The 23,786-nt window shown below is 66.4% G+C and carries 18 protein-coding genes; 6 read left to right on the top strand and 12 right to left on the bottom strand.

What is annotated here, in order from left to right:
• Positions 1–8 precede the first annotated feature (8 nt).
• Positions 9–944, bottom strand: a complete 936-nt coding sequence (locus AC5RTB_RS02520; protein ID WP_494059490.1) for a TatD family hydrolase — start codon at positions 942–944, stop codon at positions 9–11.
• A 200-nt stretch (positions 945–1,144) separates the two neighbouring features.
• On the opposite strand from AC5RTB_RS02520, the gene AC5RTB_RS02515 reads away from it, so the two are divergent.
• From AC5RTB_RS02515 to AC5RTB_RS02505, 3 genes are read left to right on the top strand one after another with little or no spacing between them, the layout of a single operon-like run.
• Positions 1,145–2,188 carry an AAA family ATPase gene (locus AC5RTB_RS02515; protein WP_494059489.1) on the top strand — a complete coding sequence of 348 codons (1,044 nt, stop codon included), beginning with the start codon at positions 1,145–1,147 and terminating at the stop codon, positions 2,186–2,188.
• A gap of 4 nt (positions 2,189–2,192) precedes the next feature.
• A complete protein-coding gene (locus tag AC5RTB_RS02510; protein ID WP_494059488.1) occupies positions 2,193–3,659 on the top strand; it encodes a DUF58 domain-containing protein in 1,467 nt (488 codons plus the stop codon).
• Positions 3,656–6,031 (top strand): transglutaminase TgpA family protein, encoded by a 2,376-nt coding sequence (locus tag AC5RTB_RS02505; RefSeq protein ID WP_494059487.1) that lies wholly within the window; start codon positions 3,656–3,658, stop codon positions 6,029–6,031. Before AC5RTB_RS02510 ends, AC5RTB_RS02505 begins: the two co-directional genes overlap by 4 nt.
• A gap of 164 nt (positions 6,032–6,195) precedes the next feature.
• Here the strand turns inward: AC5RTB_RS02505 and AC5RTB_RS02500 are convergent, their stop codons facing one another.
• The gene (locus AC5RTB_RS02500; protein WP_494059486.1) at positions 6,196–7,677 is read right to left on the bottom strand and encodes an NAD-dependent succinate-semialdehyde dehydrogenase; all 1,482 of its coding nucleotides are present in this window, start codon (positions 7,675–7,677) and stop codon (positions 6,196–6,198) included.
• A 142-nt stretch (positions 7,678–7,819) separates the two neighbouring features.
• The gene (rsmI, locus tag AC5RTB_RS02495; protein ID WP_494059485.1) at positions 7,820–8,713 is read right to left on the bottom strand and encodes a 16S rRNA (cytidine(1402)-2'-O)-methyltransferase; all 894 of its coding nucleotides are present in this window, start codon (positions 8,711–8,713) and stop codon (positions 7,820–7,822) included.
• Between the two features lie 76 nt (positions 8,714–8,789).
• On the opposite strand from rsmI, the gene AC5RTB_RS02490 reads away from it, so the two are divergent.
• Positions 8,790–10,415: a dolichyl-phosphate-mannose--protein mannosyltransferase gene (locus tag AC5RTB_RS02490; RefSeq protein ID WP_494059484.1), complete on the top strand. Its 1,626-nt coding sequence runs from the start codon at positions 8,790–8,792 to the stop codon at positions 10,413–10,415.
• A 29-nt stretch (positions 10,416–10,444) separates the two neighbouring features.
• Here AC5RTB_RS02490 and AC5RTB_RS02485 read toward each other — a convergent pair whose 3' ends face one another.
• Both AC5RTB_RS02485 and AC5RTB_RS02480 read right to left on the bottom strand, forming a co-directional pair.
• Complete coding sequence (locus tag AC5RTB_RS02485) at positions 10,445–11,749, bottom strand: DUF1461 domain-containing protein (RefSeq protein ID WP_494059483.1); 1,305 nt, start codon at positions 11,747–11,749, stop codon at positions 10,445–10,447.
• A 101-nt stretch (positions 11,750–11,850) separates the two neighbouring features.
• Positions 11,851–12,843, bottom strand: a complete 993-nt coding sequence (locus tag AC5RTB_RS02480) for a stage II sporulation protein M (RefSeq protein ID WP_494059482.1) — start codon at positions 12,841–12,843, stop codon at positions 11,851–11,853.
• A gap of 73 nt (positions 12,844–12,916) precedes the next feature.
• On the opposite strand from AC5RTB_RS02480, the gene AC5RTB_RS02475 reads away from it, so the two are divergent.
• Complete coding sequence (locus tag AC5RTB_RS02475; RefSeq protein ID WP_494059481.1) at positions 12,917–13,720, top strand: RDD family protein; 804 nt, start codon at positions 12,917–12,919, stop codon at positions 13,718–13,720.
• Between the two features lie 7 nt (positions 13,721–13,727).
• On the opposite strand, the gene AC5RTB_RS02470 is transcribed toward AC5RTB_RS02475, so the two are convergent.
• The 4 genes from AC5RTB_RS02470 to AC5RTB_RS02455 form a co-directional block, all read right to left on the bottom strand.
• Positions 13,728–14,996 carry a L,D-transpeptidase gene (locus AC5RTB_RS02470; protein ID WP_494059480.1) on the bottom strand — a complete coding sequence of 423 codons (1,269 nt, stop codon included), beginning with the start codon at positions 14,994–14,996 and terminating at the stop codon, positions 13,728–13,730.
• A gap of 188 nt (positions 14,997–15,184) precedes the next feature.
• Positions 15,185–16,663 carry an adenosylhomocysteinase gene (ahcY, locus tag AC5RTB_RS02465; protein WP_494059479.1) on the bottom strand — a complete coding sequence of 493 codons (1,479 nt, stop codon included), beginning with the start codon at positions 16,661–16,663 and terminating at the stop codon, positions 15,185–15,187.
• Complete coding sequence (locus AC5RTB_RS02460) at positions 16,660–16,992, bottom strand: Trm112 family protein (protein WP_494059478.1); 333 nt, start codon at positions 16,990–16,992, stop codon at positions 16,660–16,662. The genes ahcY and AC5RTB_RS02460 overlap by 4 nt, the downstream gene beginning before the upstream one ends.
• Before the next feature lie 52 nt (positions 16,993–17,044).
• Positions 17,045–17,428, bottom strand: a complete 384-nt coding sequence (locus tag AC5RTB_RS02455; protein ID WP_494059477.1) for a DUF3499 domain-containing protein — start codon at positions 17,426–17,428, stop codon at positions 17,045–17,047.
• A 155-nt stretch (positions 17,429–17,583) separates the two neighbouring features.
• On the opposite strand from AC5RTB_RS02455, the gene AC5RTB_RS02450 reads away from it, so the two are divergent.
• Positions 17,584–18,072: a metallopeptidase family protein gene (locus AC5RTB_RS02450; RefSeq protein WP_494059476.1), complete on the top strand. Its 489-nt coding sequence runs from the start codon at positions 17,584–17,586 to the stop codon at positions 18,070–18,072.
• Positions 18,073–18,081: 9 nt separating this feature from the next.
• Here the strand turns inward: AC5RTB_RS02450 and AC5RTB_RS02445 are convergent, their stop codons facing one another.
• The 3 genes from AC5RTB_RS02445 to AC5RTB_RS02435 are packed head-to-tail and all read right to left on the bottom strand — an operon-like array spanning position 18,082 to position 23,737.
• Positions 18,082–19,689 (bottom strand): DUF5719 family protein, encoded by a 1,608-nt coding sequence (locus tag AC5RTB_RS02445; RefSeq protein WP_494059475.1) that lies wholly within the window; start codon positions 19,687–19,689, stop codon positions 18,082–18,084.
• Positions 19,690–19,718: 29 nt separating this feature from the next.
• Positions 19,719–23,189 (bottom strand): glycosyltransferase family 2 protein, encoded by a 3,471-nt coding sequence (locus AC5RTB_RS02440; RefSeq protein ID WP_494059757.1) that lies wholly within the window; start codon positions 23,187–23,189, stop codon positions 19,719–19,721.
• Entirely contained in the window at positions 23,189–23,737 is a 549-nt protein-coding gene (locus AC5RTB_RS02435) for a WhiB family transcriptional regulator (RefSeq protein WP_494059474.1), read from the bottom strand. Before AC5RTB_RS02435 ends, AC5RTB_RS02440 begins: the two co-directional genes overlap by 1 nt.
• Between the last annotated feature and the right edge of the window lie 49 nt (positions 23,738–23,786).

Genomic DNA, 23,786 nt, shown 5'->3' with positions numbered 1-23,786 from the left:
GTACCTGCTCAGTCCCATTCGCCGTAAGCACGGCGGGTGTTCGCGTTGATCGCCCGGCAGAGTTCCTCCAGATCGGAGCCAAGGTGCTCGGCCATGAAGCGCACCGTGTACGGGACGGTATAGCTTGCGTTCGGCTGGCCCCGGAAGGGGTGCGGCGTGAGGAACGGCGCATCGGTCTCCGTGAGCACCAGGGCCGGATCGGCGATCTCCAGCGCTTCGCGGAGTGATCCCGCGTTCTTGAACGTGACGGTTCCGGAGAAGGACATGAACCAGCCGTTGTCATTGCAGATGCGCGCGAGCTCGGCATCCCCGGAGAAGCAGTGGAAGACAACGCGAGCGGGAGGTTCCTCAGAGCGCAGGACCTTCACGACGTCGTCGTGCGCGTCCCGGTCATGGATCTGCAGGGCGAGGTCCTGCCGCCGGGCGATGTCCAGGTGCCGGCGGAACGAGTACTCCTGCCGCTCCCGCCCATCCTCGCCGGTGCGGAAGTAGTCCAGTCCCGTCTCGCCGATCGCGCGGATACGGGGGTGCTGCGCGAGGTGCTCGATCTCGGCGAGCGCGTCCTCAAGGGTGCCGGCCGCGGCGAGCACCGGAGCTTCATTCGGGTGGATGGCCACGGCGCCGAGCAGGCGCCGGTCGCTATCCACGGCGTCGACAGTGAAGCGGGAGGACTCCAGGTCCGTGCCCACCTGCACAGCGAAGCCGACGCCGACCGCTTCCGCTGCGTCCATCGCGTCGGTGGCGCTGACGGCCACCTGCCCGTCGCGGAAATCCAGGTGGGTGTGGTTGTCCATCACGGGGTAGGGAAGCGGCTCCGGGGCGGGTGGGTAGTCAAGTTTCCGGCTGCGCCCGCCCGCTTCGGGAGCGCGCGATCGCCCACCGGGTGAGTCTTCCGCCGTCGTCTCTTCCGGGCGGTACTGAACAGGGATCGAACTGGTGCACATAGTCCAACCCTAGACTTTCCTTATGAAACGCTGACGTCGGCCCTCACCGCAGCCCGTGCGCGCGGAACTTTCCGCCACGAAGCTTAGTTGTCCTAGTACTCTTGAGGTTGTTAGCAACCGTTGCACAGCACGTGTTCCACTGACGTATCCCACACTGAAGTGGTACGGCGTTCCCGAAGCAACGTTTCCGGAAGGTATCCATGGACGCCCACAATCAGTACGCCACACCCAACGGCAGCACAGCGTCCAGCGCGGAGACGGTTCGCCCGCCCATGACCGGCGAGACATTCCGCGAAACCAGCGCTCGGATCCTGAAGTCCATCAACACCGTCATTGACGGCAAGCCCGACGCCGCCCGGCTGGCGCTAACGGTCCTGCTGGCCGAGGGGCACCTGCTGCTGGAGGACGTGCCGGGCGTAGGCAAGACCATGCTGGCCAAGACTTTGGCACGGACCATTGACTGTACGGTCAACCGGATCCAGTTCACCCCCGACCTGCTGCCCTCGGACGTCACCGGCGTATCCATCTACAACCAGGACTCCCACCGGTTCGAGTTCCGGCGCGGCCCGGTGTTCGCGAACATCGTCATCGGCGACGAAATCAACCGCGCCTCAGCCAAAACCCAGTCCGCCCTCCTCGAGTGCATGGAGGAACACCAGGTCACGGTGGACGGCCTGTCCTACCGGCTCTCCGAACCGTTCATGGTCATCGCCACCCAGAACCCGATCGAGATGGAAGGCACCTACCCGCTGCCCGAAGCCCAGCGCGACCGGTTCATGGCCCGCATCTCTATGGGATACCCGGACATGAACTCCGAGATGGAGATGCTGGAGACCCACCAGTCGGTCTCCCCGTTGCGCTCGATCCAGCCGGTCGCCGGTGTCGAGGACGTTGCAGCGATGATCCGGCAGGTCCGGCAGGTGTACGTCTCCCCCGCGGTGAAGGAATACACAGTCGGCATCGGGCATGCTACGCGCGAGCATCCGCAGCTCCGACTCGGCGCCAGCCCCCGCGGACTGCTGCAGCTGCTGCGGGCTGCGAAAGCCGGCGCAGCGCTGGAAAGCCGCGACTTCGTCCTGCCCGACGACGTCAGCTCAGTTGCCGAAGCCGTGCTGGCCCACCGGCTCATCCTGGACCGGAAGGCGCTCAGCTCCGGCGAGACGCCGTCGTCAATCATTGCCGGCATCCTCGCCCGTGTGCCGGTTGCACGCGACGCCGCGAGCGCCTCCTCCCGAAACGGCTGACACCATGGCACTGGTCGAGCGGCTTCCGCGGGTTCTGACCGCCAGAGGGTGGGGACTGGCTGCTGCCGGAGTCCTCTCGCTGCTCCTCGCCCAGTTCCTCGGGCGGCGCGACCTCCTGTACCTGGGTCTCCTGCTGGTCGTCCTGCCCCTCGTTTCCGTCCTGGTTCTCCGGTTGGTCAAGCCGCGCTTCACCGTGCACCGGACCTTCGCGCCGCAGAGCATGGAAACGGGTTTCACCACCACGGTGACGCTGTCGGTCGCCTCGGACGGCCCGCTGGGCGGCTCAGTGGTGATGCGCGAGCAGCTGCCGCATCGCTTCGGTGATGCTCCCGAGTTCCACTTTCCCGCCCGCCATCCCACCCTCAGCGGTGTGAGCCTGTATGAGTATCGGCTGCGGTCGGCCGCGCGGGGAGTGTACGACGTCGGCCCCGTCACCGCCGGCTTCACCGACCCCTTCGGCCTGGGCATCTCCCGGCACACGCTCGGCGGGACCGACCGGCTGGTGGTCACGCCCAGCCCGCTCGACCTCCCGTACTCGCCGCTGACGGGCGTCCGCGGCACTGACGGCCATGCCGTAACCCGGCGCAACGCCAACCCCAGCGACGACGACGTCATGACCCGCGAGTACCGCCACGGTGACCCCATGCGCCGGGTCCACTGGGCAGCGACCGCCCGGCACAACGAACTCATGGTGCGCCAGGAGGAATCCGTCACCACCCCCGAGGCAACCCTGATCCTCGATCAGCGGCAAGCCAGTTACGGGTCCGGCTTCCTGTCCGCGTTCGGAGGTGACCCCGACGACGACGGCGGCATGCTCTCCTCCCCCACGTTCGAGTGGGCAGTCGTCGCCGCCGTATCGATCGCCGCGCACCTGCTCGAACGCAGCTACTCGCTCCGTTTCCTGGATGAGACCGGGGCTCCGGCACTGCGGCGTTCGGTCTCCGCGCCCTGGCCCGAAGACGAGGAGTTCACTGGGCAGACCGGGCTCCACGGGATAGCGCAGGGGCTGGCGGCGCTGGAGCTGCTGCCGGAACCCACCAAGCGGGCGACGGGTTCCCAGAAGCGGCGGTCGGTTCCCGCCCGGTCCGGGTCGCACCCGGTGCGCCGGTCCGGTAACGGCGGCTCCCCTCATAGGGTGCCCTTCGGCGACCCGATGCTGGACAAGCTGGCGGGCCTGAAGAACCGCGGACCGCTGATCGCCCTGCTCGGTGCCATTACCGAAGCCGAGGCACGCGATCTCGGACCCGCCGCAGAATACGGCTCGCAGGCCTTCGCCATCCTGGTCAGTGAACGTCCGCGCGACCTGCACAGAGTCATGGAGATCCTCCGGGGTTCCGGCTGGCACGTCGTCGCGGTGACCCCTAACGCGTCAGTTGCCGCAGCCTGGGCGCACTTTGACACCCCGCCCGCCACGGTGACGTCCTCCACCGCGAAAACCACACTGAGAGCCGGCACAGGAGCACAGGCATGACCGCCACCCTCTCCCGCCCCGCCCCCACCGGGCAGGCACAACGCCTCCTACCCAACCGGCCGGAGACTGCGCCGCGGAACCACTGGCACCTGCTCGTCAGCACTGCCTCGTTCGTGGCCGTCATGCTGACCTCGCTGAGCCTCTCCGGTGTGATCTTCGGCTGGACATGGTTCACGCCGGTCCTGGTGACTGTGGGTACGGTGCTATTCTTCATGGCGCTGACGCGGGTTTCACGGCTTCCGGTCTACTTTCCACCGCTTGTGGGGATCCTCGCGCTGGCGGGCTCGCTGATCTGGCAGTTCTTCCCGACGCAGAGCACGCTCGGTGTTTTCCCCGGCGACGGCTTCAGCGGCCGGCTGACCATCCTGCTGGGACACGCACAGAACACCGTGGTGTCACAGGTCGCGCCGGTGCTGCCGACGGCCGGCCTGTTCCTGGTGGTCTGTGCCGGAGTAGGGCTCATCGCTGTCCTCGTCGATACGCTCGCCAATACGTTGCGGATGCCAGCCACCAGCGGACTGGCGCTGCTGGCAATCCTGGTGGTTCCCGCCGTCGTGCGCATCAACAGCGTGGGGGTGCCGGCCTTCATCGCCGCGGTGGCAGGATTCCTGCTGCTGCTGGGCTGTGCGCACTGGCGCGAGGAGCGGCGCGAGTCCGCGTCCACGAGTGAACTGTCCGGCGCCCATGTGTCCCGCGGCCTGACGATCGGCGCGCTGGCACTGGGCATCGTCGTCGTGCTTCCGCTGGCCATTCCGGGTTTCAACTCCGGCGTCTTCCCGCAGGGAGCACGCGTGAACCTGTGGGGAACAGCAACCGGGCTGAATCCGATCGTCACGCTGGGAAATGACCTGCGGAATCCGAACGGATTCGGGCGGATCGAGTACGCGACCACGGCCGATCGGCCACTGTACCTGCGGTCGGTCACGCTGGAGGACTTCAGCGGGCAGCGCTGGGAGCCCGACCAGCGGCTCGGGCAGCGCGTGGCCGGTGTGGACGACATGGTCTCGGAGGGTCAGCCCTTCGGAGAAAGGACGCTCACGCGAATCACCACGGAGACCTTCACCAGCCCGTGGCTGCTGGCCCCCTACGCTCCGGTAAGAATCAGCGGGCTGGATGGGCAGTGGGCCTACGACCCTGGGAACCTCAGCATCCTCGCGATCGACGGCGGATCCACCGCGCAGCAGGAGTACCTGGTGGAGAGCACTGAACCGGACCTGACCAAGGAGCGGCTGGAGCGCATTGCACCAGCCAACCCGGAGTCGGTGCCCGAGCAGTTCCTCGCTCTTCCCGACTCGATGCCGAACATCATCCGCAACACCACGGCGTCTGTTGTGGACGGAATCTCCAACCCGTACAGCCAGGCGATCGCCATCCAGAGCTTCCTGCGCGGACCGTCCTTCGTGTACTCGGTGGACGCGCCGGTGGACGGCGGGTATGACGGCAACAGCCTCGACGTGATGGCCCGCTTCCTCGAGTCCAAATCCGGGTACTGCGTGCACTACGCAGGGACCATGGCGGTGATGGCGAGGCTGGCCGGGATCCCCAGCCGGGTAGCCGTGGGCTACTCCCCCGGGACGCCCACCGGCGAAGAGGTCATTGGGCAGGGCGGCACGGAATTCACCCAGTACACCGTCAACTCCAAAGACGCACATGCCTGGCCCGAACTGTACTTCGAGGGCGTCGGCTGGGTTCAGTTCGAGCCGACTCCATCACGCGGTGTGGTTCCCCAATACGCGCTGACCACCCTCAACCCGGTGGGCCCGTCAGTCAATTCCGACAACCTGAACCCGGGCGTCGAAACAGGCACTCCGTCCATTGCGACGCCGTTCCCCGACGCTGAAGAGGAAGAGACAGCCCAGGCGGGGCGTGAGAGCGCCGAGCGAAGCTCCACCCTTGGCAGCATCCTCGCGGTGCTGGTCGGAGTGCTCCTGCTGCTGCCGATGGCGCTGCGGTTCCTGCGTACCGACCGCCGTCGTCGTACCGTCACCGCCAACACCGGAGGAGTGGGGGCCGCGACGGTGGCGTGGGCGGAAACCGTCGAGCTGGCCGCGGACTACGGGATCCCGCCCCTGCCGATCGATTCTCCCCGGACCTTCGAGCGACGGCTGCGGCAGCGCGGCCAGTTCGACGACGCTGCCGCGGCTGCGCTTGAGCGGCTGCGGCGTTCCTACGAGGAAGAGGAATACGCTGAATTCGCCGGTGCGGAGACCCGGACGACAAACAGCTGGCCTGACGTCCAGACGGTCACCGACGCGCTTCACCAGTCCGCGACCCTCCCTGTGCGGGCCCGTGCCAGGTTTTGGCCCCGTTCGCTGTGGCAGCCCTTCGGAGCGCAGCGCAGCGAAGAGGTCGCCACAGCGTCCCGTTCGTGACGAGGTTTTGTCGCCGATCAGCAAAACCCCGCACGCCGCGGACCAGTTTCCCCTTCTTCTGACCATCCCGACGGCGTGTCGTGCGCGACACGCCGTCGTCAGCGGGCTTGTCCGGTCGGAAGGTGGGGAATCCGGGACGGCGGGCGAGGGCCTGGCGCCGGGTTCTAGCCGGCGGTCGGGTCCGCGATGCCGACGTACTGGGTGTAGAGGTATTCCTCGATGCCCTCGTACCCGCCCTCGCGTCCCAGGCCCGACTGCTTCACGCCGCCGAACGGTGCCGCAGCGTTGGAGATGACGCCGGCGTTGAGGCCAAGCATGCCGGTGTCCAGCCGCTCGCCCATCCGCAGCCCACGGTTCAGATCGCGGGTGAAGACGTACGCCACGAGTCCGTACTCGGTGTTGTTGGCCAGCCGGACGGCGTCGTCCTCGTTCGAGAAGGTGATGATCGGCGCGACCGGGCCGAAGATCTCCTCCTGCAGGATGCGCGACTTCTGCGGAACATCCGTGAGGACCGTCGCCGGGTAGAAGTAGCCGGGGCCGTCCAGCGGGGATCCGCCGGCAAGGACCTGCGCGCCGTCGTCGACCGCGTCCTGTACCAGCGAGTGCACGTTGTCGCGGCTCTTACCGTCGATCAGCGGGCCCAGCTTCGAGGTGTCCTCGGTACCGCGGCCCGGAGTGACGTCCTTCATCCGGGCGGCGAGCTTGTCGCCGAACTCCGCGGCGACCGACTCGTGCACGATGAACCGGTTGGCGGCGGTGCAGGCCTCGCCCATGTTGCGGAGCTTTGCGGCCATGGCGCCGGTGACGGCGGCGTCAAGGTCGGCGTCCTCGAAAACAAGGAACGGTGCGTTGCCGCCCAACTCCATGGAGGTGCGCAGGACGTTCTCGGAGGCGTCGGCCAGCAGGCGGCGGCCAACCGGCGTCGAACCCGTGAAGGAGAGCTTGCGGAGGCGGCTGTCCTTGATGAGGGGCCCGGTGACGCCACCGGCGTCGGTCGTGGAGACGATGTTGAGCACGCCTGCGGGAAGACCGGCCTCTTCGAGGACCTTGGCGAACAGCAGGGACGTCAGCGGAGTCAGGTTCGCGGGCTTGAGCACCATGGTGCAGCCGGCGGCGACCGCAGGCGCGATCTTGCGCGTCGCCATTGCCAGCGGGAAGTTCCACGGGGTGATGAGCAGGCAGGGGCCGACGGGCTTCTTGTTGACGAGGATGCGCGACTTGCCGTCCGGGGCTGTGGAGTAACGGCCGGAGGTTCGCACCGCTTCCTCGGAGAACCAGCGGAGGAACTCGGCACCGTAGGTCACTTCACCGCGGGCTTCGGCGAGGGGCTTGCCCATTTCCATGGTCATGAGGAGCGCGAAGTCGTCCGCGCGTTCGGTGACGAGCTCGAACGCGCGTCGCAGGATCTCGCCGCGCTCCCGCGGTGCGGTGCGTGCCCACTCATCCTGTGCAGCGGCTGCGGCGTCCAGTGCGGCCTTGCCGTCTTCCGGGCCGGCGTCGGCGATGCTCAGCAGCGTCTTGCCGGTTGCGGGGTCCTCGACGTCGAAGGTCTTGCCGTTCGAAGCGTCGCGCCATTCGCCGCCGATCAGCAGGCCGGTGGGGACCGAGGACAGAAGTTCTTGTTCGCGCTGTGCGGTGATAGTCATCCGGGGAGCCTTTACGATCTTCGAGGTGGGACCTGAGTCAGTACTGTGTCAGAGCTCTCACGCTAGCCCTGCGTTTCGAGCCCTGTCCATACAAATCTGCACCACGAAGTCCTCGAAGCACTGTTAGAGTGCACAATCGTGCTCAGGTTCGTGCGGCCACCACTGCGGCGTACAGTTCCCGTTTGCTGACCCTGCTGTCCTCCGCGACGGCGGCCACGGCCTCCTTGAGCCTCAGCCCCTGGCTCATGAGCTCATTGACGGCGCCGACATGGTCCTCGGGCGCGGACGGCAGGTCAGCCGGTGCACCCCCGACGACGACGGCGATCTCACCGCGGACGGCGTCGCTTTCCACCCACTCAAGCAGGTGCTGCAGTGGTCCGCGGATGACTTCCTCGTACCGTTTGGTGAGTTCACGGGTAACGCAGGCGGGCCTCTCCGGCCCGAACTCCTGGTGCAGTGCGCGGATCATGGCCTGCAGGCGGTGGGGCGCCTCGAAGAAGACCATGGTGCGGCGTTCGGTGCGAAGTTCCGCCAGGCGTGCGGCGCGTTCGCCTGTCTTGCGTGGCAGGAAGCCCTCGAAGCAGAAGCGGTCGGTGGGCAGGCCCGAGAGGGCGAGCGCGGTGAGCACGGCGGACGGTCCGGGGGCAACGGTGACCGCGATGCCCCGTTCGGCTGCAGCTTCTACGAGGCGGAAGCCCGGGTCGGAGACGGACGGCATGCCGGCATCCGTCACGAGCAGCAGGGTTGCACCCCCGGCGACGAGGTCGAGCAGTTCCGGGGTGCGGGAGGCTTCGTTGTGCTCGTGGTAGCTGAGTGTTCTACCGCGTGGTGTCACGTCGAGCGAGCCGATGAGCCGCTGCAGGCGCCGGGTGTCTTCGGCGGCAATGATGTCGGCGGTTTCAAGGAGCGAGACGAGCCGGAACGTCGCATCCCCCATGTTTCCGATCGGGGTTGCGGCGAGCACAATGCTGCCGCGCCCCGGGGTGAGCGCCTCCGGGAGGAGCGGGGCGCCGTCGTCGCTGGTTTCATCCGTCACTGCTTCAGCCTAGTTGGTGGAGGTGCCGTTGGCTCCCGCTCACCGAACTGTCAGGGCCGGTCGGTACGATGAACCGGTGAGCCAAACCACCACAGCCGCCGCCCTCCGCGAGGGGCCCGGGCGACAGTGGGTTCTTGCACCGCACACGGCTTTCTCTGAGCGGGTTCTGCGCCGGCGGCTGCTGGGCGAACGGCTCAACTTCGGGGTATGGGGATGGTTGTTACCCGTCCTGGTGGCACTGATCGGCGGTGTGCTGCGCTTCGTCCGGTTGGGCGAGCCGGATTCGCTGGTGTTTGACGAAACGTACTACGTCAAGGACGCCTACTCCTACCTGCAGTCCGGGTATGAGCGCGAATGGCCCGAGAACGCGGATGAGTCCTTCAACGCCGGCAATCCCGGCATCATCCTGGACACTCCGGATTACGTGGTGCACCCGCCGGTCGGGAAATGGATGATCGCCTTCGGGATGCTGCTGTTCGGGCCGTCGAACCCGTTCGGCTGGCGGTTCACCGCAGCGGTGGTCGGCACGCTGTCCATCCTCATCCTGGCCCTGGTTGCCCAGCGGCTGTTCGGCTCCCCCGTGCTGGGTGCTGTTGCCGGGCTGCTCCTGGCCATTGACGGGCATCACCTCGTGCATTCCAGAACCTCGCTGCTGGATGTGTTCCTCATGTTCTGGGTGCTCGTCGCCTTTGCCCTGCTGGTCCTGGACCGCCACTGGGCACGACGCCGGTTGGCGGCTCTGATGGCCGGTCTGGCCCGTGAGCACGGCCAGCCGCCGCGTCAACAACTGCTGTACGGGCCGTGGCTGGGGCTTCGGCCATGGCGGATCGCGGCGGGCATGGCACTCGGGCTGGCACTCGGCACCAAGTGGTCCGCGCTGCCCTACATTGCGGTGTTCGGGCTGATGACCGTGCTGTGGGATATGTCGGCCCGGCGTTCCGTGGGCATCCGGCACTGGGTACGCGGCGCCGTCGTGCGTGACGGGCTGCAGGCGTTCGTGTCGATCGTGCCCGTCGCGCTGCTCGCCTACCTGGCGTCATGGACGGGCTGGTTCCTGTCCAGGGACGCGTACGACCGTCAGTGGGCGGCCAGTAACCCCGACCCCCTGTGGGACTGGATTCCTGCTCCCCTGCGCTCGCTGGCCGAGTACCACCGCAGCGCGTACACCTTCCATGAGGGACTCAGCTCGGAGCATCCGTATGAGGCCACCGCGTGGTCCTGGCTGGTGATGGGCAGGCCGACGTCGTTCCACTACCAGTCGGACGGCCTGACCTGCGGCGCCTCCGACTGCTCCCAGGCTGTCAGCGTGGTGGGCAATCCGCTGATCTGGTGGGCCGCTGCGCTGTCGCTGCTGGTGGTGCTGCTGTTCTGGATCGGCAGACGCGACTGGCGTGCCGGTGCCATCCTCTCCGGGGTGGCGGCCGGGTACCTGCCGTGGTTCCTGTTCCCCGACCGCACCATGTTCTTCTTCTACGCGATCGTGTTCCAGCCGTTCCTCATCCTGGCGCTGGTCTACGTGCTCGGTCTGATTCTGGGCAGGCCACGTGACAACGTGTGGCGGCGTCAGAGCGGCATTGTGCTTGTGGGTGCTTTCGTCGTGCTGGCGGTGCTGGTGTCGGCGTTCTTCCTGCCTATCTGGACGGCCGAGACCATCCCCTACAACCAGTGGCGCCTGCGCATGTGGATGCCGAGCTGGATCTGAGATCCTGCGTGTCCGTTGAGCTGCCCGGTTCAGATTCCGCTGGTGGCGCGCCGCCGCGCATAGGCGTCAAATGACTTCTCGCGCCGGGCCCTGGTTGGCCAGGTCAAGACGAGGGTCAGTGCCGCGCCGATCAGTACGAGGGCGCCGACCGTAGCTGCCGCGTCGATCCAGAATTGGGCCGGGAAGAGTCGGATGAGGGTGTCGTCAACCCGGAAGGTCCAGGTACCGTCGGCGAAGAAGAGCGCATGGACCTGGGTGAAGAAGGTCTCCCAGGCGAGGATGCCCGCCACCGCGAGCGCTATTGCGAGGAGCAGCGTTGCAACGGCCCCGGAGAACAGTGCCCTCCGGATACCCCCGGGGTAGCGGCGTGCCAGGTAGATGCATGCGGCGATCGCGAGAAGCGCGAGAACCGTCGCGACGACGAATCCCGTTGACAGCACAGCCTTCACATCAGCCATGTGGCCGACTTCGATGTCGAGGAACAATTGGTCGCCGTCCGCGTTGACGAGTTCCCCGAGATAGCGGGCAGGAGCCCAGTTGAGGATGTAGTCCATTGCGTACGAGCCGTACGTCATCCGGTCCTCGGTGCTGAACCCGTAGCTGTCGGCAGGGAAGCCCGGACGGTGGTACTCGACCCACAGGAACAGCGGGGTTGTCACGGCTCGAACTGCTGCCGCGAGGAGGATTACCGGGAAAAACGCGGCGACAGCCACCTGCAGCACGCGTGGAAGGACGGGCTTGGCGGCGACGGCCTCATCGCGCTGGCTCGCCCGCCGCGCTACCTCATCTTCGGGAGGCCGGATGGTCAGGGAGGAAGTGTCGGGGGCGGCGTCGTCGTCGATCTTTTGGCGGTTGGAGCGTGGCTCGGCTGCGCGGACCCGTGTTGAGCCGGATGGTGTTGGGCCGGTTGTGGCTGAGTCTGCTGCTCCTGCGTCCCCGGATGTAGGAACGCTTGGTGCCGAGGTGGTTCCGCCCCCCACTGCGGTCACGGCAATCTGCCGGGTGACCGGCGAGGCCGGGTCCGCCGAAGCCTGGCCAACCGCAATCTGGTCTTCCTGCGACACATGGGACTCGGGTGCGGTTACCTCGTCAGGCACGCTTGCCCCCGCCGTCACAGGAAGGCTGACCGTTTCGACCGGCGCCGGAGCCGAAGGATCGTCTTCCTCCGGCGGATTGTAGGCCGACACATCCGGGAGCGTGCTTGCCTTCCGCATGGGGACGCCGCTCTCGCGAACGCGGGTGGAACCGACGCCGGTCTCGTCTGAGCGCAGCGCTTCGCGACGCTCGCCGCCTGCGGATGCGCCCTGATATTCGTTCTCAGCTTTGTCAGCCACGACTGTCTCCTTGCATGGAATTCCTACTTAAGACAGTACCCGGGTGGACTGACACGACCGCTGTCAACCACGCCGTGGCAACCACCCCTGCGAGCCCCGGATCAGGCCGTCGCCAGTGAAGCCCCCTGGTCCTCATCAGCGAGGTCACCGGTATAGCCCGCCTGAACGGCACGCCGCCCAAGAACCAGCGTGTACACCCAGTAAAGGGCGAAGACCAGGAAGCCGATTCCGATCCGCAACCACACGGGAAGCGGACTCGGCGTCACGAAACCCTCGACCAGCCCGGACACGAACAGCACCAGAACGAGTCCCAGCGCCACGGTGATCAGCGACCGGCCCTCCTCGGCCAGTGCCTGGGACCGGGTCCGGAGTCCGGGTGATACCCACGCCCAGAAGATCCGGAGCCCTGCCGCCGTCGCAATGAAGACGGCCGTCAACTCCATGAAGCCGTGCGGAAGGATGTAGGTGAAGAAGACGTCGAGCTTGTCATAGGACGCCATCATCCCCCCGGCCATCCCTACCGCCTGGGCATTCTGGTACAGGATGAACGGACCCCAGATGCCGGTTATGCCAAAGGCGACCGCCTGAACCGCGATCCAGGCATTGTTGGTCCACACCAGCCCGGCGAAGGATGCAGCCGGGTTCTCCGAGTAGTAGTTGACGAAGTCCTGGTCGACGTACCGCCGAATCTCCTCGTCGCTGCCAAGAGCAGCAATCACGCCGGGGGTGTTCACCACCCAGGCCCCGTACAGCCAACCAACGCCCACGAACACCACACCAACGATGGCTGTCAGCCACCGGATCCGGTAGAAGGCAGCCGGCAGCGAGATCACAAAGAACCGCGCAACGTCCTCAAGCGCGTTCGAACGCGCACCAGTGAACCTGGTCCGCGCCCGCGACAACCGCATCGACAGCTCGTTGGACAGCGCGCTCTCCGGCGCAATGGACCGGATCATCGACAGGTGGGTCGACGTGCGCTGGTACAGGTCAAGCAGCTCGTCTGCCTCCTGGCCACGCAGCCGCCGCTGCCGAGTCAGCGAATCCAGCCGGTCCCAGTCCTGGCGGTTGACTCCCTCGAATGCGTCCAGATCCACCTGCTCAGCTTAGCCCCCGGAAACCACGCCCGGACGGCGGCTAAGCTGATTTCATCCAAGGGGAGGACATCTAATGAGCTCGGTCGTCACAGGTGAAGCAGTCGTTCTCGAACTGCGTCCGGCATCATTCGGCGCACGCGCCGTGAGCCTGATGATCGACGTGCTCGCACAGATTCTGGTGATCTTCGGCGTCATCTTCGCCGTCGGCCAGACTCTCGGCGGGTCCTTTGACCCTGCACTCACCCAAGCACTTGTTCTGACGTTGGTCGTGCTGGTGCTGGTGGTCCTTCCGGTGACGGTGGAGACGGTCACCAGAGGCAAGTCACTTGGCCGCTGGGTCATGGGGCTGCGGATAGTGCGCGACGACGGCGGCTCCATCCGCTTCCGTCACGCCTTCATCCGCGGAATGCTTGCTGTCCTGGAGATCTACCTGCTGGTCGGTTCGCTCGCCTTCCTGGTGGCAGTGTTCAACGAGCGGTCCAAACGGCTCGGCGACCTACTGGCCGGCACCTATTCCATGCATGAGCGCGTTGTCGTCAAGAGTCGAACACGCGCGGTGTTGCCGCCGTCGTTACGGGACTGGATCGCCACAGCCGACGTCGCACAGTTGCCGGATGCGCTCTCCCGCAGAATCTCGCAGTTCATCGGACAGGCGAGCCGCCTCACGCCTTCGGCCCGAGCATCCCTCGCCGTCGAATTGGCCACCGAAGCGTCGGCGTTCGTCTTCCCTGCACCGCCTGCCGGAACGCTGCCGGAAGACTTCCTGAACGCCGTCGTGTCAGAGCGACGCGACCGCGACTACGCCCGGCTCATGAAACAGCGCGAACGCACATCCCGCACCGCCGAGCAGCTCCACAAGCTGCCGTTCAGTTCCTGACAGGGAGCTAAGCCTGCTGGGATGTCCACTCTTTCCAGGACAGGTTCCAGTCGCCGAAGCCGTCCCAGACCTGCACGGGACCGGTGTCGGTGTTGCGGATCTCCAGCATGTCGCCCGGACCGAACGTGTCGTAGAAGTACTTGGCACCCTCGGGGCTCATACCCACACAGCCGTGCGACACGTTCTCCAGCCCCAGCACGGACTGCGCAGCGGGAAGCGCCTCATGAACAAAAGCGCCGCCGTTGGAGATCCGGCTCGCCCAGTTCACGTCGGTCGCCTCGTAATACGCGGGATCGCCCGGCTTCAGGCCGATGGACTCCGCCGAGAACCTGGTCCGCTCGTACTGCTCCATCACGGTGTACAGGCCGTAGAAGGACGGCCATTCCTCGGTACCGAGGGTCACCGGGAAGGTCCGCTCGAGTTTGCCGTCGATGAAGACCTGCATCTCCTTGGTGGTGTTGTCCACCACTGCGAGACGGTTGTTGTGCGTCTTGAACGAGTAGGTGTCGTTGAAGTTGCCGATCATGCCGTTGCCGAAATCCACACCGAACAGCTTCATGTCGACGGTGATGGTGCTGTGCGGCTTCCAGTACTCCTGGGGCCGGTAACGCACCTCCGTGTCGTTCAGCCAGTAGAACGCGCCCTCCTGCCCGGAAGTGCTGGTGATCGTGATGGCCTTCTCGACTGTGTCCTTGTTGAGCACCGGCTCGCTGAACGTGATCTCGATGGTCTGCCCAGTGCCCACGGTGGAGCCGGGCTCCGGATACATGAACGCATCGGCTTCGTTCTCGGGCTGCACCGTGGTGAAGGTCTGCTCCTGCTGATGCTCGCCGCCGGCAGCATCGACGAGTACGAACTCGAACGAGTACTCCGTGGCGAAGGCAAGCGGTCCATCGGCCTTCCAGGAGGATCCGTCCTCCGAAACCTTCCCCGGTACCGGCTCCCCGCCGCCCACCGGCGCAAGCACCACGTCCTTGACCGTTGCCTTCTCCGCGCGGATCTCAGGAGGGGTTCCCGGATTCACGCTGACGGCGCCGTCGGTGGGAGTGACCCCGAACGTGAATTCTTCTGCCTCGGGCTCCTCGGCCGCCGGCTTCTCGGAGGGAGAAGCGGACGACGACGGCGCTGCCGCCGGCTCATTGCCGAAATCGGCCCAGCCCGGGGCGGTAATCGCACCAACGGCACCGCCGCCGACAACCAGCAACCCAGCGACAATGAGCGCACCGATCTTCCAGCCCCGCCGCCGCGGCTGATCCTCCTGGGAGAAGTCCGACATGCTCAATACCCTGCCTACTAAGTTGCTGTCCAGTTGAAATTTTACGCTCGCGCGCGGAGCAGCCCGCTATTGGACACACGAGGGTCCCGGTCACGATTTTTCGACCACGATTCGTGGCTATAGGTAAGGGTTGGGACCCCGGAAGGATCCCAACCCCGAATCGACCGGCAGCAGCCGGACGGTTGTGCCTAGTAGCGATAGTGATCCGGCTTGTACGGCCCGGCCACATCAATGTCCAGGTACTCGGCCTGGCTCTTCGAGAGTTCCGTGAGCTCGACACCCAACGCGCCGAGGTGCAGCCGCGCGACCTTCTCGTCGAGGATCTTCGGCAGCACGTAGACCTGCTTGTCATACTCCGGCGAGCCGTCCTCGCGCGTCTGTCCATGCTTGGTGAACAACTCGATCTGGGCGATGGTCTGGTTCGCGAAGGAGTTGCTCATGACGAACGACGGATGCCCGGTGGCATTGCCAAGGTTCAGCAGGCGGCCCTCCGAGAGCATGATGATGCTGCGCTGCTTGTCGGTTCCCGAGTCGAAGACCCATTCGTGGACCTGCGGCTTGATCTCGACCTTCTTTACACCGGAGATCCGTGCGAGCCCGGCGATGTCGATCTCGTTGTCGAAGTGACCGATGTTCCCAACGATCGCCTGGTGCTTCATGCCCTCCATGTGGTGGGCCATGATGACGTCCTTGTTGCCGGTGGTGGTGATGAAGATGTCACCCTGAGCGAGCACCGACTCGAGCTTCGCCACCTGGTAGCCGTCCATGACGGCCTGCAGTGCACAGATCGGGTCGATCTCGGTCACGATCACGCGTGCACCCTGGCCGCGAAGCGCCTCGGCCGCGCCCTTGCCGACGTCGCCATAGCCACAGACGACGGCGACTTTCCCGCCGATGAGGACATCGGTTGCGCGGTTCAGGCCGTCCGGCAGCGAGTGGCGGATTCCGTACTTGTTGTCGAACTTGGACTTCGTCACCGAGTCGTTGACGTTGATGGCCGGGAACAGGAGCTTGCCCTGCTCGGCCAGCTGGTACAGCCGGTGGACACCCGTGGTGGTTTCCTCGGTAACACCCTGGATCGACGCAGCAATGCGGGTCCAGCGCTGGGGGTCCTCGGCGAGCGAGGCACGCAGCACGTCAAGGATGACGGTGTATTCATGGGAGTAGTCGACGTCGTCTTCCGCCGGCGCCGCGGGCACAGCTCCCGCGGCTTCGAACTCCGCGCCCTTGTGCACCAGCAGCGTGGCGTCGCCGCCGTCGTCGAGAATCATGTTGGGCTCGCCATCCGGCCACTGCAGGATCTGCGTGGTGGCCCACCAGTACTCCTCCAGGGATTCGTTCTTCCAGGCGAAGACCGGAACACCGGCCGGTTCTTCAACAGTTCCGCTCCCGACGACGATGGCCGCCGCTGCTTCATCCTGCGTGGAGAAGATGTTGCAGGAGGCCCAACGCACCTCGGCGCCAAGAGCCGTCAGGGTTTCGATGAGGACCGCGGTCTGCACCGTCATGTGGAGGGACCCGGCAATACGGGCGCCCTTGAGCGGCTGGCTCTCACCGAACTCGCGCCGCAGGGACATGAGCCCGGGCATCTCATGCTCGGCAAGCCGGATCTGGTGGCGACCTGCTTCGGCCAGGGAGAGGTCGGCTACCTTGAAGTCGAAAGTCATGATGAAGGGGTTTCCTCTGCGGTGGAAGCGGGCGTCGGAGTAGCAGCAGGAGTCTCCTCCGCTGCTCTGAGTTCGGGACGGAGCAGCACGGGGATTGACTCGTCGATCGGGTATTCAACGAAATTGCCGGCGGAATCCGGAGCGGATGAGCGAAGGACTTCGCCCTCCTGCACGAGTGCGGATCCCGTTACAGGGCATCGAAGGAGGGCCAACAGATCAGGAGCGATATTGGGCAACGTGATGCAGCCTTTCGAGGATTCCGGATGCAGCGTGCGTGCCCGCCCAAACAGCTGGGACACGTGGTGCGGTAACTCAAGAGTATCGCGCACGGCATCCGCTCCGGGAATCGATGTGGATAAAGCGGTGACGGCGGCGCGGAGCCTATCGGTCCCGCAGGGCCCGCAGGTGACCGCGACGTGCACCGGATTCACCGGGCGGCGGCGTCAGAGGAGTCTTCGACCCGTGCGGAGCCGGCGGCTCCGGGGCGCTGCGGTCGACTGCTGCTTCCCTGACCGCATTGGCGAGGGCCAGCAGGTCATCCGGATTGGGTTCCGGTGGGCCCGTCGGGAGCGCCAGGCGTACCACTTCCCAGCCTCGAGGGACCGTGAGCTTTTCGGCGTGCGGCGCACACAGATCATAGGAGTGAGGCTCCGCGTAGGTGGCCAGTGGGCCGAGCACCGCGGTGGAATCGGAATACACGTAAGTCAGCGTTGCCACAGCAGCACGCTGGCACGCTGAACGCGAACATTGCCGGATCGATCCCACGACTGATGAGCCTACCGTGTGAACTCACCGACGCGTGGACGACGCCCCGGCCGACTCTGCTTTGGTGGCTGAAAACCCGGGGAAGGCACCACACCGTAAGCGAAGCGCAACCCGAAGGTGATGCAGCGGGAACGGGTTCGGACTAGAGTTTCCCCATGCGGGATAGCTCTTTTTCCATTCGCCTGGCTGTACCGGATGGGCCAATCGGCCAGCAGTCCCGATACGCCAGCCGGCGGCGTGACCGCCATGGAAGAGGGCTGCGCGGTGAACTCATCCCGTCGCATCTGCCCGGTGCCCGCACCCGGTCCGAACGTTTCGAGGACTGGGTCATGGAATCCGCCCAGCGTCTGGAAAGGCTCTGGGGCGACAAGATCCAGGACGTCCAGATCATCGTGCAGGAGATCCCCGACGGGCTGGAGCAGATGGCGCCCGAAGCCGTGCGCGGGCTGCTCGGTTCGTCCACGCCCGCCGCGGAGAAGCGTCCGGCAACCATCACCGTGTACCGGCACCCCATTGAGATGACCGCGAAGGGCTACGTTCCCACCAACGAACTGGTTCACGACGTCGTGGTCGAGCAGATGGCAGAGCTCCTGGGCATGGCGCCCGAAGCTGTGGACCCCGCCTACGGCCGCTCACGGGCCTGAGGTAACCGGCTAGAAACCGATATCCACCGGAACACTCTGCTGGCCCGCGCTGCCCTCCGGGATGGGAGCTACGGAAATTCCGGGGGTATCGCCGTCGAGCGTTGCCACCTGCGCGCCATATGCCGGATCCCCCGAGACGCCGATCAGGGCCGCTACCGTCCCTTTGCCGAGGTCGGCGGCAGGCACCGTGACTGTGGTGCCGCCTGCGACGTCGAACATTTGCTCCTCGCCCAGCGCGCCCTCGGCGGTGACCGGCGTGAGGCGGACCTCCGCCCGACCCGCGGGTGCGCTGAAGACGAAGGCCGCATCCGCTCCGGTTGGCAGGACCGAAACGTGCTGGCTCCCGAGGCGCGCAGCTGACGGCACGTGGGCAAGATCCAGCGGCTTCTTGGGCGCCGTACCGCTGGAAATCCGAGCCGACGCGGAAATGAGGACGTCTGAACTGATGACGGCCGAGTAGTTTCCCTCGGGCAGGAATTCCAGCGGAATCGCGGTCACCGAACCCGCGGTGGCAGTGATGACTCCCCCATCGGGCAGCTCCACCTCTCCGTTCGAACCGAATACGCGGACGTCCAGGACTGCGTCTGTCCCGCCCGGCACCGCAACGTGCAGCGACGGCGCGGCACCGGCATAGCCTTCCTGCGCCACGATCGCGTCCGCCACGTCCGGCGTTCGGATCTGGATGCCCGGGACCACCTGCGTCGAGGCGCTCGGGGCGGAGGCCTGAATGAGATCGACTCCCCCCGGAGTCAGCCCACGCAACACGCTCTGCTGGATGAATCCGCTGATCCTCCCGCCGTCGCTGCGAACCCGGATGGCAACGTTCTCCTCGTTCGCTGCGAGCCCCGCAACCACAATCGACTCCGACTCCCCCGGAGCAATAAGGATCCCCCGGCCACCCGGAGCGTCGATCACACCCTTCGACCCGAGGAGATCCAGGTCGACAGTCGCCGGTGACTCCGCCGGGTTATGCAGGTTCAGCACCGCCGTTGCACCGACAGTGGTGACCGCACCCACCAACCAGAAGTCATTGGACGGAACCTGGCAGTGCGCTACCGCCAGGCCCGCAAGATCACCGTCCGTTGCGGTGTAGGTGAAACCGGCACCGGCGGTTGCCCTCTGTTCGCCGAGGGCCTGCGCCCGCAGAACCGACACGCCTTCGACCGCCTGCCCGGACGCGACGCCGGTGAGCCGGTTGGTGAGCCCGTCCTCATTGCTGACCTGCAGGTCTTCCTGCTGGGACTCCGGTACCTGATCGGCGATGACCGCAAGCGGATCGCCTCCCGCAAGCGGCGTGATCGCGGAACCGGGAACAGTACCGCTCAGGTCGCTGAGCGTCATGGCGCTGACCTGCGTACGAGCCGTCGCGGACACCGGGCTGAACTCCGGGTCCCCACCGTCCACGGCGCCCTCAAGCAGGCGCAGGGGCTCGGGACAAACTGCCGTGTATTCCCCGGCCGGGACCACCGCGGCCGGTACCGGGAAAGCCTCGGCCGCGCCGTCGAAATTCTGCATAATGCTCGCCCCTGCCAGCGCGCCTGTTGCTGATACCAGTACGACGCCGGTCGCAATGCCCGCAGCGCCGCGCACCCAGGCACCCTTCCGCCCGGCGGGCACGGCTGACTCCTTCTTCGTCGCGCCCACCCTCAGGTACCGGCCCTTCCGCTGCTCAGCGCCGGTTCATGAGCCGGGTCTTTTTCATCATTGGACTCCGCATCGGCGCTGGCCGATACGGCAGCCGTCGGGGGTGCTTCGAATGCGGTGCGGCCGGTCGAAGCGGGCCCCGCAGCGGTTCGGCTTCGCCCTTGCGGGACGTGCACAAAGCGCGGCCGTGCCGGGATTGGGACGGCCAGCAGGAGCGTCAGGGCGAACACGATGGCCTGGGCAATCCCGGCCCAAGGCTCCCACGCCGTCACGTAGTGGACCTCGAGAGCGCCCCCGGTTGCGGGCAGCGCGTAGGCCTGGTTCCAGCCGGAGGATGAGGGTTCGAGCCGCTGGCCGTTGAGCGTCGCTTCCCAGCCGGGTGCGGAGCGCTCAGTAAGCACCAGGGTCCGGCCCTCGGGGCCGGCGGGAATGCGCGTTGCAGCCGTTGTCGCATCCGAGTCGAGCACGCTCAGCGTCGCACCGGACTCATCGACAATGCGGAGGCGGCCAACCTGCGCTTCGGCCGCGGACGCGCCGGATGCCGCCATCTCGACCCGCCACAGCCAGCCGGCTTCCGTGCTGCCCACGGAGACGAGGCCGGGTACGGAATCGATCTGGCTGGCGAGCACCTCGGCCGCAGAATCGGACTGCTGCAGCACGACGAAACTGACACCCAGCCGCTCCAGTTCCTCGCGTGGATCCACACCGGTCCCGGCCACCAGGGTGGCGACCGTCCGGCGGACGTCGGCCATCGCGTCGTCGTCCTCCCGCAGCTGGGCATCCAGCAGGGAGCCGTGGAGCTGACGGGCGGCGTGGATCTGCGACAGCGAATCGAGGGTGGTGCCGCTGCCCCGCATGAGGGACGCGCTGACGTTACTGTCACCGTCGATATTCATGACCAGGGTGGTGCTGCGCTGACCGTCGGTACCGCGGTCAGCGGCGGTCGCCGGAAGGGTTCGGGCGGTGCTCGGGGCCAGTACCGATTCCGTACCGAAACCCGTTGCCTCGACCGCCGCATCCGGGATGCGCAGCTGCGGAACCAACCAGACGGTGAGGCTTGTCGCCGGCCCGAGGGCTAACACCAATGCCGCAGCCGTCAACCAAACCGTGGCGCCGCGGACCGGTCCGGCCGCGCGCAACCGACCGGAATGAAGCAACTGCAACAGCCACTCGCCGCCGAGCAGGGCAGCCGCCAGAAGGGCCAGGGAGAGAACCGAGACCCAGGGACCGGTGAACGGCGTAATCAGCGTCGAGGAACCAACCGCAGTCACCACCAGCGAACTGCCCAGGCTGCCGAGAAGCGCCAGCAACGCCAGCACCCACAGCACCCGCGCAGCTGCCCGGCCCTTGCCGGGCAGGAACAGCGCCGTTGCGGCAAGAAGGAGCACCGGCAGCCCGACAATCAGCGAAACAACCAGCGGCCAGGGGCCCTCAGACAGCTGCGGGAGCGCGGCAAGCCGGCCGAAGGATGGGAAGGAGACCGGGTAGCCCAGCAATTGCTGCCACAGCGGCGCGGCGTCGAAGGGCAGCGGAAGGCCCGGATCTCCGAAGACCCCGTGCGGACGCTCAACAGTGGACGCCGCGAACGGTATGAACAGTGCCAGCGGAGGGAGCAGTGACCACCAGACGGTCTTGGCGCGGCGTCGGGCCACGAGGGTGATCATTACTACCGCAAGCACGAAGAACAGCAGCAGTGACGGTGCGGAAGAAACGACGACGGCGAGCAGCAGCCCTGCTGCGGCGGCTGCGGTCCAGCTCGGAACACCGTTGATGCCCGGCTTCAACATCAGCTGAAGCGAACGCTGGCGGGTGGAGGAGTCCGCGGGATCATTGCTTTGCGCTCCCGGGCGACCCGGGGCCTGTCCGACCGCGCGAATGAGAGCCAGTGCCACGAACGGCAGGAGGATGTGCACCAGGAGCGCGCCGAGCCTGCCGCTGCCGGTAGCGACCTGCAGAACTGGCAGGGATCCCCAGAAGAATGCGGCCCACAGCCGGAGGGATCGGCTGCGGACAAACGCGCCGGATCCGAACCACGCGCTGAGTCCTGCGAGCGGGGCAGCACACAGCATCAGTACGACGACGGCCGCGTTGCCGTTTCCGAGGCCCAGTACGGACAGCAACCACAGCACGTAACTGAAGGGATCCCCGTGGCCGGCGAAACCAGCGCCGAGGTCGATCCACCAGCGTGAGGCGTTGGACCAGATCTCTGCCAGGTCGGTCGACAGGGGCAGAAGGGAGCCGCCGGCAAGAGCAGAGGCACCGACAAACCGGTGCAGCGCGACCAGCGAGACGCCGAGCAGGAGAAGGGCCGCCGCTATGGCGCCCCAACCCAACCAGATCCGGGATGGCCCTTCGAGCGCCGCGAAGTCATCGTTGGCATCTCCGGAGGGAACGTCGGCGGCAGTGCTCTGCGCAAAGGACTCGTCCTCGAGCCCGCGGGCGGAGAACGCCTCCACGACTGATTTCCGGTGTGACCAGACCTCGCGGCGCTCGGTGCGCAGGGCGTTCACCACCGAGCGCGGCAGGCGCCGGGTCCGTGCGGCGGAACGCCGCGACCGGTACAGGTCGAAGGGCTTCAGTACTGCAGCGATGCTGGCGGTGAGCTGCGCGACACCGTACCCGGGATCCTTGGCGAGCAGGCCGAGGACAAACCGGGCGAGACCACCAAGAACGGCTCCCGCTGCGAGGAAGGGCACCGTCCAGAGCGGTGAGTGCTTCAGGCGCAGATACACTTCGGCGCGCCGGGCAGCCCCCAGGGTGGCAGCGTGATTGTCGCGTGAGCCCGCGTGCCGCATGACTGCGCGGGGCACCACAACCACGCGGTGGCCGGCGAGGCGGTTGCGCCAGCAGAAGTCGACGTCGTCACCCGTTCCGGGCAGTGCCGGGTCGAAACCGCCCAGCTTGTCCCAGATATCGCGACGGATCAGGATGCCGGCCGAGTTGACCGCGAACATGTCGCTTCGGACGTCATACTGGCCCTGATCCAGTTCGTCCACGTCGATCAGCGTGAGCCGCTCGGCCCAGCGGCTGATGGACAGCCCGACATCGACCAGTTTCCGACGGTGATCCCACTCCACCTGCTTGGCGCCGGCCACCGTCACCGACGGGGCGAGCTCGACTGCATGAAGGAGCTCCTGCAGGGCAGCAGGCTCCGGAGCGGAATCGTCATGCAGGAGCCAGAGCCAGTCGTGGACAGCGCTGGCAGGGTCTGCCCGGCGGCTGGCCGGAATCTCCGCGAGACCGGTTCGGACGGCGGCACCGAATCCGCCGCGGCCGGCTGCGCCCACTACGGGCGAACCCACCGGAAGTTGCAGTTGCAGCAGTGACGCCGATTCATCAGTTGAACCGGCGTCGACTCCTACATGGAAATCCGGGGGTCGGGTCTGCTGACCGAGTGCCTCGAGCGTGTCACGGAGATACTCGGCGCCGTTGTGGGCTACTACAACAGCTGTGACCCGTTGTTGGTGGTGAATCAGACCGCTCGCTTCCGTAGCCGGCGACGCTCACGCTCGGAGAGACCTCCCCAGATACCGAAGCGCTCATCATTCTCCAGCGCGTACTCAAGGCACTGTGCCTTGACGTTGCAGGCGCCGCAGACCTTCTTCGCGTCCCGCGTGGAACCGCCCTTCTCAGGGAAGAAAGCCTCCGGGTCAGTCTGTGCGCAGAGTGCGTCCGCCTGCCAGCCCAGTTCGCCTTCGTCGTCGAAGTCGGAGCCGATGCCTGGAAGACCGATCCATACTGCCTGCTCGACGCGCTCCGGAGTTGCCTGCCGGCGGGGAGCCGACTTGGGGTCGACGTCAAGAAAATTCTCGACGCCGGCACCCTCGCTCAGTGCCTCATGCGCTGCAAGGAAGGCTGTTGCCTCATCTTCCAACGGCTGCGTCTGCTGCCTGTACCTCTCTGCAGCGTCCGGGTCTGCCGGATCAACGAACCAGTCCTGCGGAACCCCGCGCGATCCGTAGCGCGCAGACGCCTGGGCCGCGATGGACCTGCGGTCCTGAATGTGCTCTGCTTGCCCCATACCAGCCTCCCGGTGTTGCAGCTTCGGCCAGAAACTAGTGTGGGAGACG

The sequence above is a fragment of the Arthrobacter sp. M71 S08 genome, from assembly GCF_059089725.1.
This window is presented reverse-complemented; position numbering and strand designations above follow the sequence as displayed.